A 16403-nucleotide genomic window follows, 5' to 3' on the forward strand; every position below is an offset into this window, starting at 1 on the left:
AGTAGGCTGCGACGATGGAACACCTCACCGACATAGCCGACGTACCCGAAAGCCCCGCCCGGCCCGCGGCCGCGGAGCGGGTGAACGACTACGACAGTTTCGCCGAGGCGTACTCGGCGGAGACCGAGAACAGCCTCGTGAACGCCTACTACGCGCGGCCCGCGATGCTGGCCCTCGCCGAAGACGTGGCCGGCCGCCGGATCCTGGACGCGGGCTGCGGCTCGGGCCCCCTGTCCGCCGCGTTACGCGACCGCGGTGCCGTCGTCACCGGCATCGACTCCAGCGCCGGGATGCTGGCCCTGGCCAGGCGCCGGCTCGGTGACGACGCGGCCCTGCGCCTGGCCGATCTGCGCGAGCCCCTGCCGTTCGACGACGGCGCGTTCGACGACGTGCTCGCGTCACTGGTGCTGCACTACCTGGAGGACTGGGGGCCGACGCTGGCCGAGTTCCGGCGAGTGCTCGCACCCGGCGGCCGGCTGATCGCGTCGGTGGACCACCCCGTCGTGGCCTACACCCTCCAGGACCCACGGCCCGACTACTTCGCGACCAGCAGCTACGACTTCGAGTGGACGCTCGACGGGCAGTCGGTCCCGATGAGGTTCTGGCGCAAGCCGCTGCACGCGATGACCGATGCCTTCACCACCGCCGGCTTCCGGCTGCGCGCCCTCAGCGAACCGCGACCCGACCCGGCCGCCCGCGACCTGTTCCCCGACGGCTTCCACGACCTTTCGACCAAGCCCTGCTTCCTGTTCTTCGTCGTCGAGGCACCGCCGCGGTGATCACCGATCGACCCGCACTTCGGTGTTCTGGCAGGCGTGCAGCAGCCATGTCCCGTCCTCGCGCCTGGACATGACGTACAGCGGGGCACCTTCCGTGTCGCCCTGGGCCGAGTGGTAGACCTGCCGGACCTTGACGGCCGCCACGCCGGGCCGCAGGAACTGCGTGTGCACCGCCTCGTAGGTGACCTCGCCGTCCCAGCTCGCGTGGGGCAGGACGGCGCGGGTGAACTCGGCGATCGCGTCCCGCCCGATGAGAACCTTGCCGTGGGCGGTCGTCCAGAGGGCATCGGGATGGAAGAGCGCGAGGAACCCCTCGACGTCCTTGGCACGCTGAGTGCGCTCGACGGCGGCCACCACCTGTTCGATGGCCTCGATGTCCGTGATCTCGGTGTTCATGCGGTACACCCTGAGACCTCAAGCCGACTTGAGGTCAAGGGCCACACCCCTCGGTCCCCTGAGGCCCCGCTCGTTTCCCCACAGAAGAAGGGGACCACCATGCGCGTTCCCGGCCCCGAACACCAGGAGGACGGCGGGCTGCGTGCCGTCGCCGCCGCCGGTGGCCTGCACCGGTACCCCCTGCACCTGCACGACACGTACGGACCGGTCGTGCGCTTCCAGCTGCCGGGCGCCGGCGAGGCCGTGTCGATCGCCGACCCCCTGCTCCTGGAGGCCACGGCGCACCTCGACGAACGGCCCGGGAAACTGTTCGCCTTCCTGGACCCGCTGTGCGAGGCGGGCAACCTGCAGGTGCTCCCCGCCGACGAGCACACGCCCTGGCGCCGCCTGCTGTTCTCCGTGCTCGCCGGACGCCCCGCCCACGAGCGGCACTTCGCACGCTTCACCGGCCTGGCACGAGAACTCGCGGACCGCTGGGCCGGGCGGGCCGACGGCGGACCCGTCGAGCTGCAACAGGAGTTGACCGCCCTCTCGCTCCGCATGATCTGCGAGTTCACGCTCGGTGGCGCGGACACCGGCACGGACGCGGACCGCGTCGTCACCGCCTTCGAAGAAGTGCTCACCGAGCATCTCGGACGGCTCTACCAGGTGCCGCGGACCGACCCGCGCTCGGCCGAGCGGGCCGACGCGGCCCTCGCCTGCCTGCGCGCCACGGTCGACCGCGCGGTGGCGGCCCACCGACCGGACGGCCGTCCCGACCGCAGCGACCTGATCGGCGCGCTCATCGACGCCCGGCAGAGTCCGGCACGCATCCGGGACACCGTGATGGTGACACTCCTCGCCGCCCACCACACCACCGGCGTCGCCGTCTCCTGGACACTGCACCTGCTGGGCCGCCATCCCCACGTGGCCGAGCGCGTCGCCGCCGAACTGGACCGGGTCCTCGGCGACCGTGCCGCGCCCGACTACGGCGACCTGCGGCACCTCTCGTATCTGGACATGGTGCTCAAAGAGTCGATGCGCCTGTTCCCGCCCGGCCCGTACGGCGCGCGCGAGACGACCGAGGACCTGCGCATCGGCCCGTACGAGATCCCCGCCGGGACCACCGTGTTCTACCCCTTCTGGGCGGTCCACCTGAACCCCGGACACTGGCCCGATCCGCAACGGTTCGACCCCGAACGCTTCACGCCGCGGGAGGCGGCCCGGCGGCCCCGGCTCGCGTACATCCCCTTCGGCATCGGCCCCCGCAGCTGAGAGGGCGCCACTCTGGCCACGGTCGAGGCCCAGCTGATCCTGGCCGTCCTCCTCAAACGCCTGCGCCTCACCCCCGCACCGGGGCACGAGGTGACACCGACGGAACGGTTCGTCCTGTGGGCGCGCGACGGCATCTGGATGACCGCGCACCCACGGGTCTGAGCCGGTGTACCGGGCGCGGCGAGTCCGTGCCCGGCGCTGCGCACGTGCCCGGCGGCCGTCGGGTTCACGTCGGCGAGGCCGCAGTGTGGCCGAACCGCACCCGGATCCCCGATGATCGGGTCATGAGAGTCATCGTCCAGCGAGTGCGCACCTCGTGGACCAAGGTGTCACGGGGTGGCACGCGAGCCGCGCTGCGCAACGCGGCCCCGATCGCCTTCAGCCTGCCCCCTGGCCTGACGTCGGCGCTGCACGATGTCTCCCTGCGGGAGTCGGACTCCTTCGTGCCGTACACGAGCGTGCGCGATCTGTCGGACCCCGGGCTGGGACTCAGGGAATCGGACGGCCTGCTGCGAGTGCACCGGCCGGAAACGACGGTCTTCGGCATGCCCCGGCGCACCCGGCGCCCACCGGCGCTCCGGCTCGCCCCTGGCCAATGGGTCCAGTGGCAGATCAACTACCGGTTCGTGGGCACCTGGGGTGGGCCGTGGTCGTATCGGCTCGACACCTTCAACGTCGCCTACTGTCCCGCTTCGCTCGAGGTTTTCCTGGGCGCCCCGACACATCGCGTCGATGAACGGGCCCGTCTGCGCTGAACCGTCGGCAGGGAGACACAACCTGTGGTCCCGGTCGGGTGGGTCCGGCGTGGGCGAGAATGACGGCATGATGGTGTGCAAGATGTGCGGTGAGGCAAGACGCCGTTGGCCTCGGCCATGTTCCTCGTGCCGTTCGCGGCGGGACGGGACGGAGGTGGCCGCGGACGCCGTCGAGCTGGCCGGGGAGGCAGGACTGCTCGGGTGGATCGGGCGTGCGGTCGCGGGAGTTGGACGGCTGGTGCTGCGCGCGCTCGACCATTGACCTTGTGGTGGGTCGTGGCGAACTGGGACAGCGCCGGGGCCGGTTCCTTGCCCCGCGCGCTGCCTCCCGTCGGCGTGATCCCAGTCGCGGCACTGGGGGTCCAGGCGGGTGGGTGGGAGCTGAGGGTCCGCTCCGGGTACCACGCCGGGCCACTGGCCCGCCGGACCACCGCAGGCGGCTGCCGGTCAGTCCCGCCCGGACTGGGCGCCTTGCTCGCGTGCGTAGGCGTCCCAGTCGGCTGGGGGATAGGTCGCCTGCGGAGCTGCCAGGGCCACGTCGATCGCGATGGAGGTCTCCTCGTCGAAGAAGCCGAGGTCTCGGATCAACTCCATCGCCCGTACGGTGTCTTCACCGAGCGGACGCGCCATGCGGTCCGCGCCGGACGGGAAGGACACCGGTTGCATCCGCGCCACCCTGAGTGCGCGGTCGGCCCGGTCGTCCATGCCGAGGACGGAATAGCCGATGGTCAGAGACACCTGCTTGAGCCCCGCGGCCATGGACTCGGCAAGGTCCGTGGCGCCGCGCAGTGTCTGCGTGGGACTGCCCGCGGTGACTTCGTACGGTCTCCGCCGCCCGTGCTGTTGCTCCAGACGTTTCCGCTCACCCTCCAGGAGACGATGTGCTTCCTCCAGCACACGGCCGACACGCACCAGCTCGGTCAGGTCATGGGGCATCTTTGGTTCCTTCCCGCCAACTGGGCCGACTCTACGAGTGATTGCCGTGATCGCGTGGGCTGTCACGCATAGGGGACCTGATGGGGTGACAGACGGCCCTCGGCGTGTCATCCGATCGGTACCACCCAGCCTCACCCTCAGGCAGTCACCGTGGCGGTCGCGCGTTCGATGGCAGGAGTGAAGACGGTGGGCCGTACGAAGAGCAGGGCGACCAGGAGCGCCGCGGCGCCGCACCCGCACGTCAGCAGGAAGGCGGAGCGGAAGCCGGAGTGCTGGGCCAGCTGACCCGCGGCGACCGCGGCCATGCCCTGCCCGCCGATGAGGGCGCTCACCAACAGGGCCATGGTTTCGCTCAGGCGGTGCGGCGGGGCCACTCGTTCGGCCAGGGAGAACACGGCGATGAGGTGCGGCGCGACGGCCAGACCGATCGCGGCGATGACGACCGTCACGCCTGCGAAGCCCTCCACGGCCGGCAGCGGCAGCAGCAGGATCGCCTGGGCCGCGATGGCCAGCCGAAGGCGGGTGGTCAGGGCGAGCCCGGCGGTGCGCACCGTGGTGGCGATGCCCGCCAGCGCGCTGGTCACGGCCATCGCACCCCAGATGAAGCCCGCCGCTCCCGCATCGCCCAGGTGGTCGGACAGGGCACTGACACCGGCGTTGGCGCTGCCCCAGATCATTCCCTGCAACACCGCCATGAGCAGAAGGACCACGAGAGCCGGTGACAGCAGCGGCTTGCCCGAGTGGCGAGCGGATCGCGTGCCCGGCGGGGCGGTGGGGTGAAGTGCGAACAGCACGCCGAACACCGCGATGAGCGCGCCCGCGAGCACCATCGGAGCCACGGGGTGGATCGCGACGACAGCCATGCCGGCGAGCGCCGGCCCGGCGATGAAGCTGACCTCGTCGACGGTGGTGTCGAAGGACAGTGCCCGGACCGTCAACTCCGGGCGCCCCGCGGCGAGGGGGGCGGGCAGAGCACCGATCAGGGCTATCCACCGGCTGCGCGAGAGCGGCCCGATCTGGGGCACCGTCAGGCCCACCCCCGCCGCGGCGACGGCTGCCGTGGCCGCGGACCATTCGTTCAGGACCGCGGCCAGGAGGAAGGTGATGGCGGCCGCGTTGGCCAATGAGGCGGCCAGCACAACCGGCCGGTGACCGCGCCGGTCCGCGAGGCGTCCCAGGAGCGGGCCGCTCAGTGCCTGCCCCGCCAGCAGCGTTCCGGCCGTGACACCCGCACGGCCGATGCCGTCGAGCCGCGTGAGCATCAGCAGGGTCGCCGTGGGGCAGATCGCCGCGGGCAGGCGGGCCAGGAACGAGATGGCGGGCAGGGCGGGCCCCGCTACGGCGAAGACGGCGCGGAAACCCGCTCGTACGGGCATGGTCTCTCCGGAATGGTGTGCGGCCGGGGGAGTGGCCTGATGCGGCTCGTGCGTGCCTGGACTTTCGGCGTTCTGCCCCGGAGGGGCAGTTCGGCCGGGATCGAACGGTAGAGGAACACGTCGGCGCTGAGCGCGCGTCAGGGGATTGAGTGCGAACGTACTAGCTCAACTCCTGGAGGCGCATTGGATGATCAGCCAAAAAGGGGAGGGGGGTGGCGCACAGGGTTCGTCGTTTGCGTGGGTGCCGCGATCACCGCGGTCCGTGTGTTGACTGTCAGCAGCATCTGTCCGGCGTGGCGGGCGCGGCGGGGAAGAACGCGCGGGCCGGGTCTTCGCCGACAGAGCGTTGTCACGGGGGTATGAGCACCAGAAGGGTGAACTCTTTCCGTCACTCCTTTTCCGGCTGCGAAACCTGGCCACCTTTCCCCTGTCGCGCCGCAGCACAGCAACCGCCCTGACCACAGGGCCCACAGCAAGCTGAGGAAGGCACAGCCATGTCAGAAAGTGTGACGACGAGCACGATCCGAGACGAGCTGGCCGGACACATCCGCCAGGGCGTCATCCCGCCGTTCAATTACGCGTACCCGTCGCGGTCCGCCTACCGACCCCTGAACGGTTCCTGGAACATCCAGAGCATCTGGGCCGAGGACCTGAAACGCCACTCCGTTCCCGAACTCAACCTCTATCTGCATGTGCCGTTCTGCCGTTACAAGTGCGGCTTCTGCAATCTGTACACGGTCATTTCCGAAGACATGGACGTGTACGACGCGTACACGGACGCGCTGTGCACACAGATCAGGGACCACACGGAGATCATCCAGAGCCGCCGGCTGCGCACCGTCTACATCGGGGGCGGCACGCCCAGTCTCCTGAGCCTGCGTCACTTCGAGCGGGTCTTCGCCACGTTGGACGAGATCTACCCCAACTGGCGCAGCACCGTCGAAGAGGTGGCCATCGAGGCCACCCCCGATTCGATCGTCAAGGAACCCGGCACACTCGAAGGCCTCATCTCGATGGGGCTGACCCGGGCCAACATCGGCATTCAGTCCCTGGTGCCGGCGGAGATCCGCGAGGCCGGGCGCGGCCAGGCGAACGAGCGGGTCATCCGGGAGGCGATCGAGATCGTCCGGGACAAGCGCCTGCCCAACCTGAGCACCGACCTCATCATGGGATTCGCCGGTCAGACCCCGGAAAGCTGGTGCCATTCGGTCGACGAACTGGTGGCGCTGGCCCCCGAGACGATCAGCACCTACTTCCTGACCGTGCGGCCCGATGCCTGGTTCTCCAAGACCGGCGCCTATCAGTACATGTGGAACCCCGACCTGTACGAACGGTACGACTACGCCAATTCCGCATTCCGTGAAGCGGGCTACATCCAGGAGTCGAACGTCCGTTACAAGAAGCTCGGGCGTGGCGGTTACCAGCAGAAGGTCCTCACCTTCCACGGTGTTCCGCTGCTGGGACTCGGAGCCGGCGCACGCAGCTACACCAGCGCGGTCGACTATATGGTCGGCAATGTGAAACCCAGCTTCACCGAAGTCGCGGACTACATCGCGAAGGCGCGGAATCACGAACTGACCCCGCAGACCGGTTTCATACTCAACGACGAGGAGATCATCCGCAAGCGCCTGGTACTGGACACGTTCGACCTGGATCTGCGCGAGCTGGAGCGCTTCGGGTACCGCGAGAAGGCGCACCTCTTCGAGCCGGTGCTCGCCGCGGCCGAAGAACTCGGACTGCTGTGCCGACTGCCCGCCGAGCGCGTCCAGTTGACACCGGACGGTTTCAAGTACCGGGACATCCTGTCCTGGATGTTCTTCTCGGAGAACGTCATCGAGCTCGATCGCGCGTACTACGAGCGTCTGCACCAGCAGAACAGGCGGGCGCGGCAGCACATGGGCGGCGAGCCGATCCGCATCTCGGGCCTGAAGACGGCCGGCTCCTGACACCACGGTCCACGCGACCGCGTCCGGCAAGACCAGCGCAGGGATAACCGCTGGTACGGCAGCCGACGGGACTCCGGCATGTTCGGCATCCATAATGACGACCGTGATCAACAGGCACCTGCGCGTGGTACTGGCCGAGGACTCCGTCGTCCTGCGCGACGGAATGGTCGAACTGCTCGGCGCCCGCGGCTGTGAGGTCGTGGCCACCGCCGGTACGGCACCGGAGCTGCTCGCCGCGGTGGCCGCACACCGGCCCGACATCGCGGTGGTGGACATCCGCATGCCGCCCACACACACCGACGAAGGCATTCGCGCCGCCGTCGAGATCCGTGCGCGGACGGCCGAGGTCGGCATCCTGGTCTTCTCCCAGCACGTGGAGACGGCCTGGGCCGCCCGGCTGCTGGCGGACGGCGCCGCGGGCATCGGGTACCTGCTGAAGGAACGCGTCGCCCGCACCAGCGAGTTCGTCGACGCCCTGCACCGGGTGGCCGACGGAGGCACGGTGCTCGACCCGGACGTGGTCACCCAGCTGATGCGGGGCGGACGGCGCAGGCGGGTGGACACCCTGACCCCACGCGAACGGGAAGTGCTGGAGCTGATGGCGCAAGGCCGTTCCAACCGCTCCATCGCCGCACTGCTGGTGGTGTCGGAGCGGGCGGTGGAGAAGCATGTCGCCGCCGTCTTCACCAAGTTCGGCCTGTCGGCGACGGACGCCGACAACCGGCGGGTGAAGGCGGTGCTCAACTACCTGGCGGAGACGGCGGGCTGACCCCTCACCGCAGCCGCGTCGGCAGTTCGGCGACGACCAGGGTGGGTCCGCCGGGCGGGCTGTCGACGCGCAGGACTCCGTCCACCGCCGCGAGCCGCTCGGCCAGACCGGTCAGGCCCGTTCCGGCGCCTGGCACCGCACCGCCACAGCCGTCGTCGCGCACGCTCAGGCGGACCCGGCCGGCGGCCGCGCTCACCGAGAGTTCGGCCGAGCGGGCACCGCTGTGCTTGGCGATGTTGGTGAGGAGTTCGGCGGCGCAGAAGTACACGACCCGTTCGACCGCTCGGTGCGGGCGTTCTCTCAGGTCCAGGCGCAGGGCGACCGGCACCGGCGAGGCGGAGGTGAGGCCCGGCAACGCCTCGCCGAGGCCGCCGTCCAGCGCGACCGGATGGATGCCCCGGGTCAGCCGCCGCAGTTCGGTGATGGCGTCGTCGGTCTGGCCACGGGCACGGTGCATCAGGGTCCGCAACCGCCCGACGTCCGGCTCGACGGGGAGGGCGAGCGCGTCCTCGGCCAGCGAGAGGGTGATGGCCAGGGCGATCAGCCGGGCCTGCGTGCCGTCGTGCAGGTCGCGCTCCAGGCGGCGGAGCTGATCGCTGTTGTCCGCGAGCAGGGTGGCACGGGCGGCCTCCAGCTCCCGGACACGCTGCTGGGCATGGACGGGGCCGAGCAGCAGCCGGGCGAGCCGGCGGTTCGCTCCGTTCAGCGCCCCGACCGCGCCGGGCACCGCGGACAGCGTCACCAGGCCCAGGACGACGGACGCGGCATCCAGCCAGGTGACCGGCCGCGTACCGTCCGACAGACGGACCCAGAGCGGAAAACCGGCCAGCCAGCCGCAGCCGAGGGGAAGCACCACGGCGACGGCGAACCCGAGCACTCCGAGCGGCAGGCGCAGCACCAGATAGAGCAGGGCCCGCCAGGCGACCGGATCGGTCAGAACGGCACGGCCACGGGCGAACACACCCGGCGGGCGGGGCAGTGGGGCCGGCGCCTCGATGTGCTCGCCGAGCAACCGTCCGACCAGCCACCGGTGCGGCGCGCCGAGCCGACGCGCGCCCAGCAGCGCGGCGACCACGAACGGCAGGCCCACCACGGTGAGCGAGAGCAGCACGCCCGCGTAGAGGACGGCGAGCGCGTAGACGCCACCGAGCAGTGCGAGCGGCAGCCCGACGACCGCGAACAGCCATGCGCCGCCCCGGACGGACAGGTGTCGTCGCCGCTCGGCCACCTCGGATGCCGGGGTGCGGCGCGCCGCTTCCCCGGCCGCCGCCTCCCCGGCCGCCGGCTCACCGCCGTGTTCAGTCACGGTCACCGCTCACCAGTTCCGCCGCCGGACCGCGAACCGCCCGCAGACCGGTGGCCAGGACGGCCGGCACGGTCAGTGCCGCCGCGCCCGCGACCACGTACCAGCAGGCGGCCACCGGGACGGACGGCACCACGGAGCCGGTCGACGCCCTGCTGAACGCCGCTGACGCGGCCCCCGCGACCACCGCGCCGAGCAGGACACCCACCGCCGTGGTCAGCGCCGCCTCCACGGCCAGCATGCGCATCAGCTGCCACCGGTGCGCCCCGGCCAGCCGCAGCAGCGCGAACTCGCGGCGCCGTTCGGCGGTCACGGCCACCAGGGTGTTGACGGTGGCGACGGCGGCGAAGCAGGCCAGCAGCGCCACCTCGGCCTGGCGCAGCCAGACGTCCGTGGCGGAGGTGACGCCGGTGGCCGACGCCCGTGCGGTGCGCCCGGCGGTGTTCGTCATGATCAACATGGTGCCCGACAGCCCCACGAGCAGCGCGACCGGCACCACCGCGGACGACAGCCGCCGCGCGTACCCGCACAGGTTGGCGTGGGCCAGCCACCCCGCTCCGGGCGCCAGAGCCCGTACCGGCACCCCCAGCACGGCCACCAGGAGACGTACGGAGAGCGGTCCCGTCAGCGCGACCGCGACCAGGAGCACCAGCGCGGCGAGCAACGCCGCCTGCCCCGCCTCGTCCGTCTCCGCGGCCGGGCGCGTCGCGGCCAGCCGCAGGAGCAGGCAGCCCCCCACCAGCGCGGCGCCGCCGGCGAGCAGGCGGGGCGCACCCGTCCGCCCGTGCTCGGTCGAGCTCGCGGTGAGGGCGGCAGCGGGAGCGATCCGCGAGATCCGCCGGGCCGCGACGGCCGAGGCCGCCAGACCGACGGCGAGCGTGGCAGCCAGTGCGACCAGCATCGGTACCGGTGTCCCCGGCACCCGCATGCCCGGCGCCGCCGGCCCGAGTCGCCGTAGCTCGGCGAGGAAGCGCCGCGCCGCCGCCGCGCCCACGACCCAGCCGGGCACGGCCACCAGCACAGTGGTGATGAGGACTTGGCCACGTACCAGCCGCCGGGTCTGGCGGGGCGTCGCCGCGACCGTGCGCAGCAGGGCCAGCTCGCGGTGCTGCTGACGCAGGGCGAAACCCAGCGCGTTGACCACGACGAAGAACGCCACCAGGACGGCGATCTCACCGAAGGCGCCGGCGATCACCGCCACTCCCGGCTCGCCGGCCGCCTTCCGGGCGGACGCGGGCGTGGTGACATCGGCGGCGAACAGCGAGCCGAACAGGGTCACGGTGGCGACGGCGAGGAACAGCGCGACCGCCAGACCGGCGAAGGCGGCCGGGCGCCGGCGCAACTGCCCGAGGGCGACCGGGATCACCGCACTCACCCGCCCAGCCGGCTCAGGCGCTCGCCGACCCGTGAGGCGGTGGGCCGGTCGAGTTCGTCCACCACGAGGCCGTCCGCGAGCAGGAGGACCCGGTCCGCGTACCCGGCGGCGACCGGATCGTGGGTGACCATCACGCAGGTCTGGCCCTCCCGGTCCACGCCGGCCCGCAGCAGGGCGAGGATCTCGTGGCCGGTGGCCCGGTCGAGCGCGCCGGTCGGCTCGTCGGCGAAGAGGACCCGGGGGCGGGAGACGAGGGCCCGGGCAATCGCCACCCGCTGCTGCTGCCCACCGGACAACTGCCCGGGCCGGTGCCGCGCTCGCCCGGCCAGTCCGACCCGGTCGAGCGCGTCCATGACCCGGCCCCGGTCGGGCCGCTCGCCCGCCAGCCGGCCGGGAAGCTCGACGTTCTGCGCGACCGTCATCGCCGGCATCAGGTTGAACGTCTGGAAGACGAACCCGATCCGGCCGCGCCGAAGTGCCGCCAGCCGGCGCTCGGGCAGCCGGGACACCTCGATGCCACCCCACCAGACAGAGCCCCGAGTGGGCCGGTCCATCCCCGCGAGGCAGTGCAGCAAGGTGGTCTTGCCGGAGCCCGACGGCCCCATCACCGCCGTGAACGTTCCGGGCGCGAGGGCCACCGTCACCCCGCGCAACGCCCGCGTGGCGGCACTGCCGCGCCCGTACTCACGATGCAGGTCCTCCGCCCGGGCGGCGGTTCCCGCCCCGTCATCCGTCTCCGTCTCCATGCCCTCATCCTCGGCGGACACGGCGCGGCGGTCGATCGTGCGCACCCCCGGACCGGGGGTTCGGAAAACCGCACCACGCCGCGGGCGGCCGCTTCCACGGCGTTCCGGCCGGACCAGGCGGCCGGAGCCGTACCGGGCCGGGGCCGGATCACGGTTCCGCGACGGCCGACGGCATCCGGCGTCCGGCGTCCGGCGTCCGGGGACCGGGGTCCGGAGTCCGGGGTCCGGGGTCTGGTCGGGCGCGCCCCCTTGCCCAAGCGATCTCCACGCCTGTTCCATGACGCCCACAGGCGTCTCACCGAACCGGTGAGGTGCTCGACTCGGCCTGTGGGGGGGCACAGTTGGACACGGCACCACGACCCAGACGTCTCGCGGCCACACTGCTCGCCGCCGTGCTCGCCGGGACCGGGCTGACCGTGGCCGCCGCGCCCGCGGCCCACGCGGCGGCCTCCGACGCGGTGGCCAAGCTGCCGGTCTCGTCGTACTCGGGCCTGGCCGTCGACTCCGTCTACCAGCGCGTCTACATCGCCGACCAACGTGACTACGTCCGGCGCTGAGCGCGCCGTGTCCGCCCCGGGAGAGGCGCGTCTCCCGGCGGCGGGCCGTGGCCCCGCCCGGTTCCGCCGCCCGCCCCGGGCCCGCTGCCGCAGCGGACCGGACTCCGACGCCCTCGGACGCCGTCCGCCGCGGCAGGGGGACCCGTCGCCCGCCGAGCGGACCCCGGGACCGCCGCCGACCGGCCCGCGCGCGGCGGAGGGGGCACGCCCCGCGCCGCTCCCCGGGGCCGCACGGCGCGCCGTCCAGGACGTCCAGGAACACCTCGTACGGCCGTGAGGTGCCCGGTCCGCGCCCGGCCGGGGCGGGCCCGGCCGGGGCACGGGCGGCGATCCTCCCGCCTCGCACGGTACGGACTCGCACGGTACGGAAGGGAGCGAATGCGGCGGCGGAGGCGTCTGGGAACCGTTCTCGTGGGCACGTGGGAGATGATCGGGGCGGAGTGCCCCGGTGAGTGACGAGGCGGAGAGGCGGTGTCGTGGCCGAGCACGAGCAGGCGACCGGGTCACGGGAGACCCACGGCACGGCGCGCGAGGACGACCTGCTGCGGGGGCTCGAGGTGGACGACCGGCAGCCGGAGCGGCCGGTGCTCCTGGACTCCGGCGGCCGGCCGATCGAGACCTGGCGGGAGAACCACCCCTACGACCACCGGGTCGGCCGGCGCGAGTACGAGCGGACGAAGCGGATCCTGCAGATCGAGCTGCTGAAGTTCCAGCGCTGGGTCAAGGACACCGGCCGGCGGGTCGTCGTGGTCTGCGAGGGCCGGGACGCGGCCGGCAAGGGCGGCACCATCAAGCGGTTCACCGAGCGGCTCAACCCCCGCGGGGCGCGCGTGGTGGCGCTGGACAAGCCGACCGAGCGGGAGGCGGGCCAGTGGTACTTCCAGCGGTACGTGGCCCACCTGCCGGCTCGCGGCGAGATCGTCTTCTTCGACCGGTCCTGGTACAACCGCGCGGGCGTCGAACGGGTCATGGGATTCTGCACGGAGGACGAGTACCAGCAGTTCCTCCGGCAGGCCCCGCTGTTCGAGCGCCTGCTCACCGACGACGGCATCCTGCTGGTGAAGTTCTGGTTCTCGGTCTCCCGGGCCGAGCAGCGCACCCGGTTCGCGATCCGTCAGGTCGACCCGGTGCGCCGGTGGAAGCTCTCCCCGACCGATCTGGCCTCGCTCGACCGCTGGGACGACTACACCACGGCCAAGGTCGACATGTTCCGGGCCACCGACACACCGCACGCGCCCTGGACGGTGGTGAAGAACAACGACAAGCGACGGGGCCGGCTGGAGGCGATGCGCAGTATTCTCGACCGGTTCGACTACCCGGCCAAGGACCACGAGGCGGTCGGTACCCCCGACCCCCTGATCGTGGGTGCGGCGGAGACGCTGCTGGAACCGGGCGAGGAACCCACGGCCCTGTCGCCGACACCCCTGGCCGGCCCGGGCGGCGAGCCGGGCAACCACCCGCAGCCACGGTGACGGCCGGGCACGCCGCACACGGCGAGGCCGGTGCGTCGTGCCCGGCCTCCTGCGACGCGGCTCCGCGCGGACCCTGTCCCTGCCCCACCCCACCGAGGACTGAACCATGCACCCTGCTCTCGCCCCCCGTTCCGCCGGCTGCCTCCTGTTCGACTGGGACGGCACGCTCGTCGACAGCCAGTACGCCAACTACCGTGCCATGGCGGCCACGTTGGCCACCCAGGGCGTGGAGCTGGAACAGGAGTGGTTCGACGCGCGCACCGGCCTGTCCTCCGCGGAGATGATCGACGCGCTGGTCGCCGAGCGCGGACTCACCCTCTCCCGCTCCGTCGCCGAGCTCGTCGCGGAGCGGGACGTGCGGTTCCTGGCGGAGGCGCACGCCGTACGCCCGCTCCAGCCGGTGCTGGAGATCGTCGAGGCGTCCCGGCGCCGGCTGCCCATGGCGGTGGCCTCCGGCGGCGCCCGGCACGTCATCGAGGCGACCCTGCGCCACCAGCCGTTCCACGACGCCTTCGACGCGCTGGTCACCCGCGACGACGTCACCCGCGGCAAGCCCGCGCCCGACATCTTCCTCACCGCCGCCCGCCTGCTGGGCGCCGACCCCTCCCGCTGCCTCGTGTACGAGGACAGCGACGAGGGCATCGCCGCGGCGCACGCCGCCGGCATGGAGGTCGTCGACGTCCGCCCCTACACCCGCACCCCGACCGGCTGAGCCACCGGGGCCTCCGCCGGCCGACGGTCCCGCGTGGCGGTGTCCGAACTGGGGCGGGCCGCCCTGGCAGCGACCCCTCAGGGCGTGGCAATGCCCGTACGCATGGGGCGAGTCGGCGTGGACCGTGAAGCGACAGGGGCACGGTGGACAGGGGAGCGTCGGCCGGCTGCCGCCGTGCCGGCCCCGACCGTTCGCGCGGGCCTCCCGCCCGGCCGGAAGAGGGCCACGCCCCAGGCCGACGGCACACTGCGCTCGCCGTGGGCCGCGGGTTCCCTCGCCCCCGCCACCGTCCTCACGCCCCTGCCGGCCCACTTCCACGCGGACCGGCTGCCTCTCGTTCTTCCTCGGCTTCCGCGCCTGCCCGGACTTCCACCCGCGGCCCGCCGGTTCCGGTGGCGGGCGATCGGGCGGAGGTGCTTACTCGTGATGTGGAGTGCCTGCTGCCCGTGCAGCCACTGCCGCGTGGCGCTCATCGAGGGGCAGCGCGTGTTCCCCCCTGCACGCGGGTACACGCCAGGCCTCCCGCATCCTCCGGCCGGGGAAACGGTCACGCGCCGCTCTCCCCGGGTGGCGGGGCCGTTCAGCCGGCCGTGGGTACCTCGTCGGGCACGCTCCCCGTGGTGGGGCGTGTGCGCAGCGCCCGGGAGACGAGGGGCGGCATGGCCGCGCCCAGGGCGGTGTACGCCACGGCCAGCACCACCCACCCGAGGGCCCCGTGGCCGATCACGAGCCAGGTGAAGACCGCGGGCGCGATCATCTTGCCGACATCGGCGCCCATCGCGTGCGTGGCCTGGTACTGGCCCTGGGCATGGTCCGGGGCCAGGTCGAAGGCGATGCCCCAACTGCCCGCCGCCTGCCGCACCTCGCCCAGCGCGTGCCCGACCGCGCCCACGACGAGCAACAGGCAGGCCGGCACCAGCGCCGCCCCGTCGCTCAGTGCGAACAGCAGGCAGGCGGCCGCCACGCAGCCCGCGCCCTGGAAACTCGCCCGGGCGGCGGCCCCCGGATGGTCTGCGCCCCGGGCGGCCCTGGTCTGCACGCACACCACCAGGACCGTGTTGACCAGCAGGATCACCGCGCTCATCCAGCGGGGCGCCCCCGTGTGCCGCAGCACCCACAGCGGCAGCACCACGTCGAGCAGGATGGTGTGCGTCGTCAGCATCCCGTCCAGCGCGGCGAAACCGAGGAACGGCACGTCCCGCAGGACCGTGAGGGCGGGCCCCGCCGACGCCGGGACCGGGGGCACGGCCGGTTCCTTGACGGTGAGCAGGGCGGTGACCAGGAAGGCGACGGCGATGAAACCCACCGCCCCCTGATAGGCCGCGCGGGAGCCCACGGCGAGCACGAGGCCGGCCAGACACGCGCCGACCGAAACGGTGGCGTTGGAGGCCGCGCGCACCTGGGCGAGCACGGTGACCCGGTCCGCCGCCGGGATCAGGCCCGCGATCATGGCCTTGCGGGAGCTGCGGCCGGACCGGTAGGCGATGCCCTGGAGCGAGACGATGACCAGGTACGGCCAGAAGGCGGTGGCGAACAGCAGCGCGCAGGTCAGCACGGCCAGCAGCAGGAACGACCACATCTGGACGGTACGCGGACCCGCCCGGTCCGCCAGGTGCCCCAGCGGAATGCTGCACAGCATGACGATCGCGGCGGCGACGCTCACGCTGATGCCGAGCTGTCCCGTCGTCAGGTGCAGCACGGTGACCGCGTAGATCGCGCTGAGCGCCGTCCACAGCCCTTGGCCCAGTGACATCACCATGGTGATGACGGTGAGAAGGCGCGCGGGTCCGGGCGGCGGCAGCAGGGATCTCATGGGGGGCACTCCTCGCTGTGCTGTCCCGGCGAGGCTAGGGCACCGCAGGGACGACCGGGGGCTTGCGCCCACAAACGGAGTTGAGCGCGAAAAAACTGTTCTGCTCACTGCGCGCGTCGTATCCGCACCGCCGCACAGAGCAGCTTGGCAGAACGGGGTTTGCCCGCTCAAGGAGAAGTGCGCTCGCAACCGCACGGCCTGCCCGGGGGCCCGG

The 16403-nt window shown here is 72.3% G+C and carries 14 protein-coding genes and 1 pseudogene; 8 read left to right on the forward strand and 7 right to left on the reverse strand.

Annotation, left to right across the window (positions count from 1 at the left end; genetic code table 11):
- The first annotated feature begins 14 nt into the window (after nucleotides 1–14).
- Nucleotides 15–779 (forward strand): class I SAM-dependent methyltransferase, encoded by a 765-nt coding sequence (locus tag AB0E62_RS30160; protein ID WP_362200732.1) that lies wholly within the window; start codon nucleotides 15–17, stop codon nucleotides 777–779.
- Here AB0E62_RS30160 and AB0E62_RS30165 read toward each other — a convergent pair whose 3' ends face one another.
- Nucleotides 780–1175, reverse strand: a complete 396-nt coding sequence (locus AB0E62_RS30165; protein ID WP_362200735.1) for an SgcJ/EcaC family oxidoreductase — start codon at nucleotides 1173–1175, stop codon at nucleotides 780–782.
- Between the two features lie 99 nt (nucleotides 1176–1274).
- Here AB0E62_RS30165 and AB0E62_RS30170 point away from each other — a divergent pair.
- Both AB0E62_RS30170 and AB0E62_RS30175 read left to right on the forward strand, forming a co-directional pair.
- Nucleotides 1275–2591, forward strand: a pseudogene (locus AB0E62_RS30170) (cytochrome P450).
- Between the two features lie 122 nt (nucleotides 2592–2713).
- The gene (locus AB0E62_RS30175; protein ID WP_362200738.1) at nucleotides 2714–3184 is read left to right on the forward strand and encodes a hypothetical protein; all 471 of its coding nucleotides are present in this window, start codon (nucleotides 2714–2716) and stop codon (nucleotides 3182–3184) included.
- Between the two features lie 447 nt (nucleotides 3185–3631).
- Here AB0E62_RS30175 and AB0E62_RS30180 read toward each other — a convergent pair whose 3' ends face one another.
- Nucleotides 3632–4120, reverse strand: a complete 489-nt coding sequence (locus AB0E62_RS30180; protein WP_362200741.1) for a hypothetical protein — start codon at nucleotides 4118–4120, stop codon at nucleotides 3632–3634.
- 137 nt (nucleotides 4121–4257) lie between these two features.
- On the reverse strand, nucleotides 4258–5496 hold the full coding sequence (locus AB0E62_RS30185) for an MFS transporter (RefSeq protein ID WP_362200744.1): 1239 nt from the start codon (nucleotides 5494–5496) through the stop codon (nucleotides 4258–4260).
- A gap of 494 nt (nucleotides 5497–5990) precedes the next feature.
- Between AB0E62_RS30185 and AB0E62_RS30190 the strand changes: the two genes are divergently transcribed.
- Together AB0E62_RS30190 and AB0E62_RS30195 are read left to right on the forward strand one after the other, a co-directional pair.
- The gene (locus AB0E62_RS30190) at nucleotides 5991–7442 is read left to right on the forward strand and encodes a radical SAM protein (RefSeq protein WP_362200747.1); all 1452 of its coding nucleotides are present in this window, start codon (nucleotides 5991–5993) and stop codon (nucleotides 7440–7442) included.
- 103 nt (nucleotides 7443–7545) lie between these two features.
- Entirely contained in the window at nucleotides 7546–8211 is a 666-nt protein-coding gene (locus AB0E62_RS30195; RefSeq protein WP_362200750.1) for a response regulator transcription factor, read from the forward strand.
- 4 nt (nucleotides 8212–8215) lie between these two features.
- Here the strand turns inward: AB0E62_RS30195 and AB0E62_RS30200 are convergent, their stop codons facing one another.
- The 3 genes from AB0E62_RS30200 to AB0E62_RS30210 are packed head-to-tail and all read right to left on the reverse strand — an operon-like array spanning nucleotide 8216 to nucleotide 11635.
- Nucleotides 8216–9523 carry a sensor domain-containing protein gene (locus AB0E62_RS30200; protein ID WP_362200753.1) on the reverse strand — a complete coding sequence of 436 codons (1308 nt, stop codon included), beginning with the start codon at nucleotides 9521–9523 and terminating at the stop codon, nucleotides 8216–8218.
- The gene (locus AB0E62_RS30205) at nucleotides 9510–10880 is read right to left on the reverse strand and encodes an FtsX-like permease family protein (protein WP_362200884.1); all 1371 of its coding nucleotides are present in this window, start codon (nucleotides 10878–10880) and stop codon (nucleotides 9510–9512) included. The genes AB0E62_RS30200 and AB0E62_RS30205 overlap by 14 nt, the downstream gene beginning before the upstream one ends.
- A gap of 5 nt (nucleotides 10881–10885) precedes the next feature.
- On the reverse strand, nucleotides 10886–11635 hold the full coding sequence (locus AB0E62_RS30210) for an ABC transporter ATP-binding protein (RefSeq protein ID WP_362200756.1): 750 nt from the start codon (nucleotides 11633–11635) through the stop codon (nucleotides 10886–10888).
- 341 nt (nucleotides 11636–11976) lie between these two features.
- Between AB0E62_RS30210 and AB0E62_RS30215 the strand changes: the two genes are divergently transcribed.
- The 3 genes from AB0E62_RS30215 (at nucleotide 11977) to AB0E62_RS30225 (ending at nucleotide 14376) form a co-directional block, all read left to right on the forward strand.
- On the forward strand, nucleotides 11977–12192 hold the full coding sequence (locus tag AB0E62_RS30215) for a hypothetical protein (protein WP_362200759.1): 216 nt from the start codon (nucleotides 11977–11979) through the stop codon (nucleotides 12190–12192).
- Nucleotides 12193–12668: 476 nt separating this feature from the next.
- Nucleotides 12669–13664: a polyphosphate kinase 2 gene (gene ppk2 / locus AB0E62_RS30220; protein ID WP_362200762.1), complete on the forward strand. Its 996-nt coding sequence runs from the start codon at nucleotides 12669–12671 to the stop codon at nucleotides 13662–13664.
- 106 nt (nucleotides 13665–13770) lie between these two features.
- On the forward strand, nucleotides 13771–14376 hold the full coding sequence (locus AB0E62_RS30225; protein ID WP_362200765.1) for an HAD family phosphatase: 606 nt from the start codon (nucleotides 13771–13773) through the stop codon (nucleotides 14374–14376).
- 580 nt (nucleotides 14377–14956) lie between these two features.
- On the opposite strand, the gene AB0E62_RS30230 is transcribed toward AB0E62_RS30225, so the two are convergent.
- Nucleotides 14957–16189, reverse strand: a complete 1233-nt coding sequence (locus AB0E62_RS30230; protein ID WP_362200768.1) for an MFS transporter — start codon at nucleotides 16187–16189, stop codon at nucleotides 14957–14959.
- Nucleotides 16190–16403 lie beyond the last annotated feature (214 nt).

It is taken from the genome of Streptomyces sp. NPDC038707 (assembly GCF_040636485.1).
GTDB lineage: Bacteria > Actinomycetota > Actinomycetes > Streptomycetales > Streptomycetaceae > Streptomyces.